Origin of the sequence: Desulfogranum mediterraneum DSM 13871 (genome assembly GCF_000429965.1) — a bacterium.
Taxonomy (GTDB): Bacteria; Desulfobacterota; Desulfobulbia; order Desulfobulbales; family Desulfobulbaceae; genus Desulfogranum; species Desulfogranum mediterraneum.
The window spans coordinates 1-12,145 of sequence record NZ_AUCW01000020.1 but is presented as its reverse complement, the minus strand read 5'-3'; the positions used below and the strand labels follow the sequence as shown (position 1 = coordinate 12,145).

The 12,145-nt window shown below is 50.2% G+C and carries 10 protein-coding genes and 1 pseudogene; 6 read left to right on the top strand and 5 right to left on the bottom strand.

Translation table 11 applies throughout. From position 1 onward, the window contains the following. Positions 1-144: 144 nt before the first annotated feature. Positions 145-1,938, bottom strand: a complete 1,794-nt coding sequence (locus G494_RS0110650) for a KamA family radical SAM protein (protein ID WP_028584537.1) — start codon at positions 1,936-1,938, stop codon at positions 145-147. A 278-nt stretch (positions 1,939-2,216) separates the two neighbouring features. Beyond that, positions 2,217-3,122, bottom strand: a complete 906-nt coding sequence (locus G494_RS22890; RefSeq protein WP_084456674.1) for a LysR family transcriptional regulator — start codon at positions 3,120-3,122, stop codon at positions 2,217-2,219. 91 nt (positions 3,123-3,213) lie between these two features. Here G494_RS22890 and G494_RS0110640 point away from each other — a divergent pair, with 91 nt between their 5' ends. From G494_RS0110640 to G494_RS0110615, 6 genes and pseudogenes are all read left to right on the top strand, one after another. Then, positions 3,214-3,507: a putative quinol monooxygenase gene (locus G494_RS0110640; protein ID WP_028584536.1), complete on the top strand. Its 294-nt coding sequence runs from the start codon at positions 3,214-3,216 to the stop codon at positions 3,505-3,507. 86 nt (positions 3,508-3,593) lie between these two features. Then, entirely contained in the window at positions 3,594-4,622 is a 1,029-nt protein-coding gene (locus G494_RS0110635) for a B12-binding domain-containing radical SAM protein (RefSeq protein ID WP_028584535.1), read from the top strand. A 316-nt stretch (positions 4,623-4,938) separates the two neighbouring features. Beyond that, positions 4,939-5,172: a hypothetical protein gene (locus G494_RS28025; protein WP_332307525.1), complete on the top strand. Its 234-nt coding sequence runs from the start codon at positions 4,939-4,941 to the stop codon at positions 5,170-5,172. Positions 5,173-5,869: 697 nt separating this feature from the next. Further along, positions 5,870-7,084: an iron-containing alcohol dehydrogenase gene (locus tag G494_RS0110625; protein ID WP_028584533.1), complete on the top strand. Its 1,215-nt coding sequence runs from the start codon at positions 5,870-5,872 to the stop codon at positions 7,082-7,084. An 18-nt stretch (positions 7,085-7,102) separates the two neighbouring features. Beyond that, a pseudogene (locus G494_RS22885) lies at positions 7,103-7,645 on the top strand (IS256 family transposase); the annotation flags it as partial. Between the two features lie 155 nt (positions 7,646-7,800). Beyond that, positions 7,801-8,358, top strand: a complete 558-nt coding sequence (locus G494_RS0110615; protein ID WP_028584532.1) for a nitroreductase family protein — start codon at positions 7,801-7,803, stop codon at positions 8,356-8,358. A gap of 154 nt (positions 8,359-8,512) precedes the next feature. Here G494_RS0110615 and G494_RS22880 read toward each other — a convergent pair whose 3' ends face one another. The 3 genes from G494_RS22880 to G494_RS27390 form a co-directional block, all read right to left on the bottom strand. Next, positions 8,513-10,813: a DNA topoisomerase 3 gene (locus G494_RS22880; protein WP_051305595.1), complete on the bottom strand. Its 2,301-nt coding sequence runs from the start codon at positions 10,811-10,813 to the stop codon at positions 8,513-8,515. 111 nt (positions 10,814-10,924) lie between these two features. Beyond that, positions 10,925-11,788 (bottom strand): MlaD family protein, encoded by an 864-nt coding sequence (locus G494_RS0110605; protein ID WP_153305837.1) that lies wholly within the window; start codon positions 11,786-11,788, stop codon positions 10,925-10,927. A gap of 155 nt (positions 11,789-11,943) precedes the next feature. Further along, the coding region (locus G494_RS27390) for a hypothetical protein (protein ID WP_208597665.1) at positions 11,944-12,145 on the bottom strand (202 nt) is incomplete at its 5' end.

Here is a 12,145-nt window from a genome sequence, read left to right as displayed (position 1 = left end):
AGCGAGCCACCACGTTTAATGGCGCCGGGGGAGGAAAGTTCCAGGTCTCGAATGGGGACAATCGTTCCTCTTTGCCCAGGACAGGATTGCCAAAAGATCGATTGGCGCGGCTGAAGGGCTTCTGTGATTCGCCTGGCGGGTATTCTAGTAGTAATACCAGATAGAATTGTATTCTCTCGTCTGTTCACCGTCCTGTTGGAGGCGCTTGAGGTAGGCATGGATGGAGACATCGGTGTACACATAGGTATCCATCAGGGCCATTTTCTTCTCCCAGGGATGGAATTCGTAGACACGACGTCCGTCAGGGAGGATGGCGATCATATCCCGATTCTGACCGGAACGAAGGTAGTTCTTGCCTAGGCGCGGTACATTGAACACAATTTCATCGGTACGCACCGTGCCCGGAAAGAGTCGGGCCTCTTCCTGTTGTTCCTGGAGCAGACGGGCAATCGGCACCCGATAATCGTCGGTCTCCTCCTTGCCCTTGGCGTTGAAGGTATAGTAGGGCGTCACTCCAATGAGCCGCAGCTGTTGGCGCAGGGTGGCGGCCTCGAATTTTTTCGAATTGTAGTAGGTGAACACCATCTGGTTGTAGACCTCGACCCCAAAGAGACGAAAACGCTGCACCGCCTGCATGGCCTCGGGGGTGATTTCGGTGGGATGTTCAAAGTGGGTGATGATAACCATCTCCCGTCGACCTGGCTCGTGAAACCGGGTGATGGTCCGCACCAAAGATTCGGTGATGCGTTGCGGCAGGGTCACCGGTGTCCTGGTGCCGATGCGGATGCGCACCACATGCTCCATCTGCGCTAGGCGCCCAAGAATCATCTCCAACCGGTCATCGGAGAGAATCAGCGGATCACCGCCGGTCACCAGGACCTCGGAGATCTCCTTGGTTTTGTCGATCCAGTCCAGAGCCTGCGTAAGTTTTTTCTCGCCTAGGGCCGCATCCGACGAAGTTACATCCTGAATCTGCCAGTTCCGCTGGCAATACACGCAGATCTGGGGGCAGGTCAGCACAGGCTTGAGAATCACAATATTAGGATAGCGGCGGGTAATGCCATCAATAGGCGAGGTGTCCCCCTCGACCATAAAATCGTTGCTGCAGGTCGGGTCTTGCCGTAATTCGCTGACCCGCTGAACGTACTGCATGGGCGGGATCACTTGAGCGCGGATGGCCGTATCCCATTTGCCGCGGTTCTCCCGATCCATCAATGACATGGTGTACGGTGTGATCCCAAAGGGAATACGCTGCTCCCGGGCTAGGGTGACTGCCTGCTGCTCCTCAATAGAGAGGTTGATCAATTTCCCAAGGACCTGCGGATCGCGGATGATATTTCGGTTATGCCAGGTCCAGTCGTTCCACTCCAAATCGGTAATATTGAAATATTGAAACAGGTGCTGCCTGTTGCTGCTGCGCTCGCGAATCAGCTCGTCATCCATACCGCAGGGGTATCGGTCGATAAAGGCCTTTGCCTTCCGCGCCATTTGAGAGAGAGCCGTGGATCGCATTTTTGCGGCGGTCCTGCCGGTATGCTTAAGAAAGGCCGGTCGCTTTTCCGTGTAGAGATGGGTTAATCCCTTGATGCCCTTTACCAGATGCCGCAGTTCAGCGATAAACCCCGAACTCGGAGGCGGTCCTTGGTGACGCCCATGCAGCAGATTATCAAGATAGGCAAGTAGAGAAAAACCAGCCAGCTCTTCGCTGCGGGTGTTAAGCATGTTGCGTAATACCCAGATGGTATCTCTAAAGACAACCCACTCCAGGGCGGGCATGTCGTGGGTCTTATCATAAATCTTTAGCAGCAGATTGGAGAGATGGCTGCGCAGTTTATACCGCTTTTCCTCCAAGGATACATCGGTGAGTAAAATTGCTTCCATGATCGGGTCAAGGGCAATAATTTTTCGAATTTGTTGCACACGTTGCGCAGTTTTCATTGAACACCTCAACTTCAACTCTTGCAAGGACAGGTGCAAACACGACACCGTGCACCGGGAGACGAAGGGCACCTATCCCAAAAAAAAAGACGGCAACGCCTTACCAAACAGGGGCGTTGCAAGGAAGGAGTGGAATCTCGATTTATCGAGACCAATTTTCAACTCTTAGAACTGACTGATATTTAACAGAGAAGCCTGGACTTCTCGAACAGAGGGCGGTCGCCTTGTTGCAGTCTTAGAGTCAATCACTTAATTTGTTAGATAGCTACTCCCCTGACTTAGTTCACTCCAATTCCTACTAGTTCCTCCTTGAGGAAGCCGACAAACGGCTCAATCAGCGGGTGAGAGTCGACATTGTTGCTATAGGCCTGAATGCTCGTTGTCGGTAGTTCGGGAAATCCTTCACTCAAAATTTTTAGATCTTTACTTACAGCAGATTGAGGAACCACGGAAATGCCTAGACCGGCTGCAACGGCAGACTGGGTGGCCTGGATGGAGTTTGCGCTGAGAGCAATATTCCAAGAGCATTCAGCCTTGGCTAAAGCGTCAAATGCCGCCTTTCGGTAACTGCAGGGAGGTTGCATAAGGATCAATGCCAACTCTTTCTCCTCATAAGGCCGATCCTGAGGTCCGACCCAGACGAGTGGCTCCTCAAAGAGTATTAAGCCCTCTGCCCCTTCAGGGCCGGCAACAACTACGTCCAGTTGTTTATCCTTCATTTCACCCAAAAGAGCCCCTCCCACGCCTAGCTTGAGTTCAACTGCCGCATTGGGATATCTCCTCTTGAATCTTGAAAGTAGTTTATAGAGATGATGTGGGACCAGATACTCGGCAAAGCCAATACGTAAGGGCTTTTTTATAGACGGAGAGCTAACAGCGGCTAAAGCCTCATCAGCCAACTCAAGAATCCTTCTTGCATAAGCCGTGAATACCTCACCGGCGGGTGTCTGAGCTACCGACCTGCTTGTTCTTTCGAACAGGCGAACATCTAACTTTTCTTCAAACTTTGCGATTTGCAAACTTACTGCCGATTGGGACCTTCCAATGACCTTGGCAGCGCCGGAAAAACTCCCCTCATCAACAACGGCTACAATTGCCCGTAGAGTGATAAGGTCGGCATCCAGCAGGAAAGTTGAACTTTTTCCCGTATTCATTTCCACCTCAGATTTATTTAAAATGCTCATAGATAAGATTAGAACAACTCGTTTTACAAATCAACATAAAGGTGGCATCGTAGCTTTACAGATTAACATTTACTCACATGGATCCGTTACAATGAAAAAAGAACTGACGATTGTCGCAAGAATTGAGGCAAAAAAAGAGAGCATCGAGCTGGTTAAAACAGAGCTCATTAAGCTCATCGATACAACCCGAAAAGAAGAAGGTTGCATTCAGTACGACCTTCACCAGGACAACGAACGTCCGGAAGTTTTTCTTTTCTACGAAAATTGGGAGTCCCGTGAACTCTGGCAAACTCACATGGGCAACACACACCTTGCCGAGTATATGGCTGCCACAGAGGGAGCCGTTGCAGACTTCACACTCAACGAAATGACACTGATTGCCTGATGATCAAATCCAAGGGGACATACTCACGTACTTTAAGTGAGAATGTCTCCCAATTCGATATGTAAGGTCTTGAGTAGCAAAAAATCATGATTACTGAAGATTTCGAGCAAGGCCAAATCCGGCCACCAGATGAAGCGGACAGCCTCCTGATCCGCACGACCCGAGGCTGCCCATGGAACCGTTGTACATTTTGCACGCTCTACAAAGGTATCAAATTTTCTATCCGGTCAGTGGCCGAGATCAAAAAGGACATACTCACTGCACAAAAGGTCTACAATGAGCGCAAGGTAGAGAGATGTTTCCTGCAGGATGGAGACTCGTTCACCATGAAAACGCATGATCTCGTAGAGATTCTACACGCGTTAAAAGAAGCATTTCCCTCGATCAAACAGATCAGCTCCTATGGTCGAGCACAGACAATGCTCAGGAAATCTCCGACAGAAATAAAAGAGATCGGCGATGCCGGGCTGAACGTACTCTACTGCGGGATGGAATCAGGCTCGGATGAGGTGCTCAAAAAGGTTCGGAAGGGCGTAACAGCAGAAGCCCTTCTCGCATCATCGATCAATGCCAAAAATGCTGGCATGGACATACTGCTTTTCACCATTCTTGGACTTGGAGGCAAAGAACTTACGCAATCCCATGCTGATGATACAGCACGCCTCATTAACCTGATCGATCCCGCGGTTGTACGGATCCTGTCTCTTGCCGTCAATCCAGGAACAGCCCTTGATACAATGGTTCAAGAAGGCACGTTCACCATGCTTTCAGAGGTTGAAATGATCAAGGAACAACAGATGATCGTCAACCAGCTTGATGGGATTCACAGCAAGTATGTCAACTACCATGCGGTGAACCTTCTCACCGAACTACGAGGCCAGTTGCCACAAGACAAGATAAACTTACTCTCAACTATAGGACGGTTTATGGCACTGAGTTACGAGGATCAACTGAATTTCATATTCGGCAGGAGGCGGGGATACTATTCACACTTAGATGACATGCAACAGCGCGATCGCTACGCATTGATCAGTATTGAAATGAACAAATACCAAGAGAAGTACCCTGGCCAACTCGAAGCATTCTTCCACGCCTGCCGGAGGAGCTGGATATGAATCGATGCCGTTGACTTAAGCTCATGGAACAGGGCTTTGTGTGTCTAATATCTTGAAAACACAGTTAATATCAAGCGGTCCGACTGTTGTGATGCCTTCAAATGGCTAAGGCAACAATATTTTTATAAAGAGGTGTTAAATGGCATCAGAGGTGCTGTGAAAATATGTGCCAGTTTGTGGCCAAGATGAAGAAAAATCACAGCATACCCTGTTTCCCTGTATCGGACGATTCCTTCCCAAAAACAAGGAAGAGACCACTGTAACCATTGCAGACAAGGATTTCAGCAGAACCAGGAAGCTCTCTCTAGCCGTCACCATGGCGCTGCTGGTCAATATGGTCCGCCCTGGCAAACGCTTTGGCTATCAGGAGGTAATTAATAGTTTTTTCAGCGATACCGGGCTCGCTCACGGTCAGGGTGTTTCGCCTCCTGACAAAGCAGCTTTTTTTCGAGCCAGAAAGAAGTTGCCCCTCGAGATCGTCTCTGAGCTTTTCGAGAAAGCTGTAGATCAGGCGGTTGTCATGGCAAGCAATGCAGCCGATACAACCTGAAAGGGTTTTCGTCTGTTGGCCATTTTACGGAACAAAGAAAAAAACGGGTCTATCCGGATCTCCCAACCACCTTATTGATATAACAAGCTTTGGCTTAAGCCCCCGTAGCTTTTGAACCTGAAGGTGAGGTCACAATCACTTCAATTAAAACCGGTTCAGAAGGCATTGAATTCCTGGCCAGGCCTGTTTTCTCCTAAACAGTGCTGCAGGGCGGGTTTATCTGCTAAACCCTTTTGGGAGATCCGAATATAGCCCAAAAAGTAGTTACGGGAAGTGGCCTCGTAAATCAGGTTCCGCTTAAGTCAACGGCATTGCGCTGGAGCATGTTGCTGGCACGAAATAAAGGAGAAGTCCTTTGGGGAAGATAATGACTCGGGATGCCATATATTTATAATTTTTTCAGATTGTCAAGAATTCACACCGGTTCCTGCAGGTATGAAGCAGTTGTGCATCAATCAATGAGGGCTCCTGGATATAAATCAACCTCTTTAAGTGCAGCAGCTTTGTGCGAGCTGCTGCGTCACTTGTTTAGATGTAATTTATTATTTAGGTATGTTTCACGGTCGCCTCTTTTCAAGAGGCAGAAGGCACATGCCTCCTTGCACTTATTGCCCCATGGTGTGGAAGTAAGGTGTGTTAAGATGGGTAGTATTTTAGTGTTTGTATTTAACAATGTTAGTTTTGATGGAGATCAAATATGTGGGAACAAGATGTAGATATTAATGAAGTGGTGGAGATCCGTTCAAAAAGCACCGTTTATCTCGGTGTCGGAGCAATCCAGAAAATCGATGATATTGCTGCTGAGATGAAACAGCTGCAGATCGAGAAGGTGATCGTTGTTACCGGTAAGTCTTCTTATAAAATTAGCGGCGCCTGGGAGGTGGTTGAGAAGGCCCTGCAAGCAAAGGGGATTGCCTACCGTATCTACGACCAGATTACCCCGAACCCGACTGCTGAGCAGGTGGATGCTGCCACGAAGGTTGCTTTGGAGTTCGGTGCACAGGGCGTACTTGCCATCGGTGGCGGCAGCCCTATTGATGCGGCCAAAAGTGTTGCTATCCTCATGGAGTACCCGGAAGAAACTGCCGCCAGCCTGTACGAGTACACCTTTACTCCGGAAAAAGCCGCTCCTATTGTCACTGTTAACCTGACACACGGTACCGGTACGGAGATTGATCGTTTTGCTGTCGTCACCATTCTGGATAAAGAGTACAAGCCTGCCATCGCCTACGACTGTATTTATCCGATGTACTCCATCGATGACCCGGCGCTGATGACCAAGCTGCCTCGCAATCAGAGCTTGTACGTGTCTATCGACGCCATCAACCATGTTGTCGAAGCTGCTACCACCAAGGTCGCAAGCCCCTATTCCATCCTCATGGCCAAGGAAACTGTCCGACTCGTTGCTAAGTACCTGCCGATTATACTGCAAAACCCTGAAGACCTGACCGCCCGTTATTACCTGCTGTACGCCTCTATGATTGCAGGTGTTTCTTTCGACAACGGCCTGCTGCATTTCACGCATGCTCTGGAGCATCCCCTGAGCGCTGTTAAACCTGAACTGGCTCACGGTCTCGGTCTTGCTATGCTGTTGCCATCTGTTGTGAAGAACATCTACACGGTAAAGAGTGCGGTACTGGCAGACATTCTTGCCCCCATCGTCCCTGCTCTTACCGGTGACGCCGGCGAAGCTGAACAGGCCGCTGTCGGAATTGAAAAGTGGCTGTTCGCTCTTGGCGTAGATTCCAAGCTGAAGGACGAAGGTTTCACTGCCGTCGACGTTGCCCGTCTGACCGAGCTTGCCATGGAAACTCCATCTCTCAGCCTGCTTCTTAGTCTTGCGCCCATTGAAGCCGATGCGGATATCGTTACCAAGATCTATGAAGAATCGTTAAGCCCCATGTGCTGCTAGTGTAGCAGGATGCACTACGTCGGCGATGGCGCCCTTGGCTTCTGGAATGCTCTGAGCCTGCTCTATCCCAGCTCAAAGCACCAGCGCTGCTGGGTACACAAGACAGCTAACGTGCTCAACAAGTTACCAAAGTCGATGCAGTCCAAGGTAAAGGTTGCGCTGCATGACATCTGGATGGCAGAGACCAAAGAGGATGCCAACACAGCCTTCGACGGTGCTCTTGCCCGCTTCGAAGTCAAATGTCCAAAGGCAATGGAATGTCTTAGCAAAGACCGCGACGAACACCTGTCCTTCTACGATTTCCCTGCGGAACACTGGGTGCATATAAGGACGACCAATCCGATTGAGTCGACCTTTTCAACGGTGCGTTTGAGGACCAAGAAGAGCTGTAACTGCGGATCACGGGAAACCACCCTGGCAATGGTCTTTAAGCTACTGGAAAATGCCCAGAAGCGCTGGAAACGGATAAAGGGATTCCGCAGGTTAGCAGAGGTCATAATCGGGGTGGAGTTCAGAGATGGAGTACGAGTTACCGATCAGCCTGACAGGAAAGCTGGCTGACCCTCGTACACCACATTTGACAATAACTCGTTGGAAAACAGTCAGAGTGAAGGGCCTCAAACAATAGAAGCTGTTTACCATGATACGCGGAACCGAATTATTTAAAGGTACAAAAATTCAAAATAACCAAAACCATACCAGGAAGAGGTGAAAAGATGAATGCTATTGAAATGATAAAAGAGCGCAGGTCCGTTCGAAAATTTAAGAATGAAAAAGTAGACCGCGCCACCATGAAGGAGATTATCGACATCAGCCGCTGGGCTCCTTCCTGGGCGAATTACCAGGTAGCCAGGTATACACTGGTGGATGATGCTGCAGTCATGCAGAAGCTGGCAAACGACGGCGTTAAGGGATTTGTCTACAACATGAGCACCTTAAAAAATGCCAAAGGTGTTCTGGTACTGAGCTTCGTCAAAGGTAAAAGCGGCAAGCTCGATCTGGAAAAAGAGGAATATGCAACCTCGAAAGCCAATGTATGGGAAGTGTTCGATGCCGGTATCGCCTGCCAGACTTTTTGCCTGGCTGCTCATGCGAAAGGTGTTGGAACCTGTATTTTCGGTGTTATTGATGATGATTCCATCTCTGAAATCGTCAATTTGCCCGAGGATGAGACCGTAGCCGCGCTTATTGTGTACGGTTATGAAGAAGGCGAGCATGTGAAGCCGACTTCTAGAAAAGATGTCGGTGAAATTATGCGATTTGTTGATGCATGACCCCCTGAGATTAGAGACGATGTTTTTATCGTCTCTAATCACCTTCCAAGCCTCCTGCAATGTAACGATATTCCGAGGGAGCTCTCCAACGGTTGACGCTATCTGGAGAAAATAAGCTTCCTCACGGCAAAGAACGATACCTTCAAAACCAAGGCTATTTTTTAAACTCCATCTTCTTACCGGGTTTGCCCTTGTCATCATGGAATAAAGGGTGTTCCTTATTCACACATTTCCAGTAAAAAAAATTGGGATTCTTTGCTGACTGTATACGCGTCACCTGCTCTTTACACCCTTTGTAGGGGCAGGGGGCCTTCGGTGCATCCGGATCAACCATCGGTTTCCCGGGTTGGCCGTTGTCGTCCAACAAGAGAGGACAGGCCTTTTCCTTTCCTGTGGAGCAGGCCCAAAAATAAAATCCCGGTCTCCTGTTGCTTTCAAGTCGCATTAAAAAACCTTCACCACAGGCAGGGCAGGGTGGCCCGGAGGTGGGGCGCTCCGCAAAGGCGGCACCTGGGGCCCCCTGATAGTCTGATCTGGGCACACAGTTGTTCTCTCTGCCCTTTGAGCAGAACCAGAAAAACTTGCCCTTGGCTTTTTTGGACTCCATCCGGATCAAATCACCGCCGCAGCTGCAGCTGTAGCGTTTGCCGGTGATCAACTCTGAAAATTGGGTTGCCAGGGCATATTCGACCATCTTCCCCATGCGCCGCGTCAACTCCGTGAGGAAGGCGTCCTTCGTCAACTCTCCCTCACAGACCCTGTCGAGGGCATCCTCCCAGATGGCCGTCATGCCTGGAGATTTGAGGGTAGGGTGCATCTTGTCGATGATCTCCCGGCCGCGATCGGTCGAGATAAGAGCCTTTCCCTTTTTTTGGAGATACTCCCGTTTCTGCAGCTCAGAAATAATATTGGTCCTGGTTGCCGGTGTGCCGATCCCGGAATTTTCTTTTAAGCGGGCCTTTATGACCGGATCTTCAACGTACTTATGCACCTCGGTCATGGCAACCTGCAAGGTTGCCTCTGTAAATCTCGAAGGCGGCTTGGTCGCTTTTTGCTCCTTGTTGATCGACTCGAGGAGGGCAGCGTCCCCCTTTTTCACCTCAGGTAAGGGGCGATCCTTGGTCTGTTGCTCGTTGAGCACCATCCAGCCGGGTTCTTTTACGGTGATCCCCTTGGCTCGCCATCTTTCCTCCTGGGCGTTCAGCAGGATGTTTGTCGAATAATACTGGTAATTAGGGAAAAATTGTTTGAGGAACCTGGTGGCGACCAGGTTATAGATGTTGCGTTCTTCCTCGCTTAGATCCCTTGGCACAACCTCAGTCGGGATGATCCCGTGATGGGCTTCGGCGCCCTGCTTCTTGGTGTTCCAGGCAGGAGAACGCAGCGTGGGGTTTGCCTCCTTGGCGCCTTTCATCCCCAGTTGTACCAGGGTTGCGATTGTTCGTGGCGCATCCTCATGCATCTCATCCGGCAGGTAGCGGCACTCGGTACGCATATAGGTCAGACATTTCTTTTTTTCGTAGAGTCCCTGGCCGATATCCAGCGTCTTTTTCGGTGGATATCCGAATTTGTCCTCAGCTTTTTTCTGTAGATCAGAAAGCATGAAGGGGAGAGGAGGTGTCTTCTTTTTCAGGCTTTTCCTGCAATCTGCCACCTCGGCCCGACTCCCGCTCAATCGTCCGATGAGCTCGTCGGCAGCCGACTCGTCAACAAGCCTGCCTTCGTGGTCAACACCTCTTGACAGCTCCCCGGGTTCCCAGGTTGCGATGAACTCCCCTTTCTCATGCCTGACCGTAGCCTTGAGCTGCCAGAAAGGTTTTTTGACGAAATGCTCAATTTCCCGGTCCCGGCCGACAACCAGTGAAAGGGTCGGTGTCTGGACTCTTCCGGCGGAAAGGACTGTCCCCCGGGTCCGGGCTGCAATGGTCAGGCCGCGAGTGACGTTCAAACCAACGAGCCAATCGGCATTTGCCCGGCAGATCGCTGCGTTTTTGATGTTCAGGAATTCACTGTTGTCCCGCAGCTTGGAAAATCCTTTTTGAATTGTTCGTTCATCCAGGGCTGATATCCACAACCTCTTGGCTGGACCGGTGTAGTTGAGATAATCAAGAACCTCATCGACAATCAGCTGACCTTCCCGCTCAGGATCCCCGGCATTGATCACCTCGGTGGCATTGGTGAGCAGGTTCTTGATTATCGTTAACTGTTTCTCGGTTCTTTGAATGGGTAGAAGGATCCATTCCTGCGGGATAATCGGTAGATCTTCCCCTCTCCATTGTTTGTATCTCTCGTCATAAACGTGTGGTTGCGCCTGCTCAAGGATGTGGCCAACGCACCAGGTGCAGACGGTGTTGTCTTTGCACCTAATAAATCCATCACCCTGGCCTGATATACCGAGAAACCTGGCAAGGTCCCTGGCAACAGAGGGCTTTTCAGCGATCAGAAGAGTAGTCATATATCTTTGAAAATATTCGGGGGCAGATCACGGTTAGATCACAGCTGCTATCCCGAACCGTAGTCTGTCCCCGGATGATCCGGAAAAAAATAGCTCTAAGCCGCCAGCCTCCTAGACCATCTCCAGATCTTTTACCTGCTTGTCAATTTTTTCCAGTTCCTGTTCGCGTCCTTCCTTTTTAAACTGTTTACGGAGCTGCTCCAACTCCGCGCGAAAGCGTGGAAGGATCTCGTTGCGGATGTGATCCTGAACATCTTTTTGAGCTTTCTGGAACTCGTCTCTAAATTGTCTGAAACTCTCCTCCATTCGATCTACTTCCTGACTATCGGGTAGTTTCCCAAGCTCATCTGTGAATGAATTGAGTTGACGGGAAAGGTTTTCGATCGTTGTCTCCAGGTTCCTGTCCAGCTTTTCCGAAGTCGCATCAAGGGACTTCTTCAGCTCCCCCAGGGCCTCATTCAGGTCCTTTTCGGCCTTTTCTGCTTTTTCCTTCAGCTCATTGAGAATATCATCTAAATATCCGGATCTTGCACTTCCCTGGACAGTGATGCCATTCTTCAGGGTCACACCGCCCGGCCGTTCCTGTTCCACTATCACGGCCATAGCCGATTCGTTTGCAGGGGCGTGGCCAATATAAAACAATGAATCCTCGGTGGCCGCGTTCTTGAACTCCGGTACGATCTTCACTGCGACCAGGTAGTCGCCCTGGGTGGTGTAGGTTACCTTTTCCACCTGGCCAATTTCATTCTTCCCAAAATAGACATGGTCGTCCTGTTTCAGGCCCGAGACCTCCGGAAAACGCACCAGAAAGGTCAGGGAGTTGCCAGAACATCCCCAGAAAAACAGGGATGACAAAAATAGCAGGAGAATGATGGGTCTGTGAATATGCTGGTGTCTCATGTCTTTTTCTTCAGGTTGCAGGTGGAATCCATTGGCGTATTCCGAATTCAGGAAAAGAAGAGTTTTCTCTGTCATGGTCCCGTATCGGGTCTCTCCCGGAGCGTGTGGCGCTGGTTCAAGGCAACATAATCCGGCAGGCCATAAAAGTAGTAGCTTTCCTTTGTGAATCCAAGGCAAAAATGGAGAAACTCATCGAGGCGACAGGGGCACGGCCAGTGGCTGTGTCACCCTCACCGTGGCGGGGTCGCAATGGAGAGTAATTCCGGCCATCCCTTGTAGGCGGGAACTTCTCTCGGAGGAAGGATGCAGCGTCCTTGACCTGGATGCCCGCCTTCGCGGGCATGGCGGCAGAGGCGTAGGCATGGCGGCAGAAGCGTAGGCATGGCGGCAGCAGGGCAGGCATAGTGGTAGAGGCGCAGGTGTGAGGGCAAA

Excerpts from the sequence above, each read along its gene's own strand:
- G494_RS0110635 (WP_028584535.1), top strand. The coding sequence starts at position 3,594 with ATGATTACTGAAGATTTCGAGCAAGGCCAAATCCGGCCACCAGATGAA.
- G494_RS28025 (WP_332307525.1), top strand. The coding sequence starts at position 4,939 with ATGGCGCTGCTGGTCAATATGGTCCGCCCTGGCAAACGCTTTGGCTAT.
- G494_RS0110605 (WP_153305837.1), bottom strand. The coding sequence starts at position 11,788 with ATGACAGAGAAAACTCTTCTTTTCCTGAATTCGGAATACGCCAATGGA.
- G494_RS0110650 (WP_028584537.1), bottom strand. The coding sequence starts at position 1,938 with ATGAAAACTGCGCAACGTGTGCAACAAATTCGAAAAATTATTGCCCTT.
- G494_RS0110625 (WP_028584533.1), top strand. The coding sequence starts at position 5,870 with ATGTGGGAACAAGATGTAGATATTAATGAAGTGGTGGAGATCCGTTCA.
- G494_RS22890 (WP_084456674.1), bottom strand. The coding sequence starts at position 3,122 with ATGAGCATTTTAAATAAATCTGAGGTGGAAATGAATACGGGAAAAAGT.
- G494_RS0110640 (WP_028584536.1), top strand. The coding sequence starts at position 3,214 with ATGAAAAAAGAACTGACGATTGTCGCAAGAATTGAGGCAAAAAAAGAG.
- G494_RS0110615 (WP_028584532.1), top strand. The coding sequence starts at position 7,801 with ATGAATGCTATTGAAATGATAAAAGAGCGCAGGTCCGTTCGAAAATTT.
- G494_RS22880 (WP_051305595.1), bottom strand. The coding sequence starts at position 10,813 with ATGACTACTCTTCTGATCGCTGAAAAGCCCTCTGTTGCCAGGGACCTT.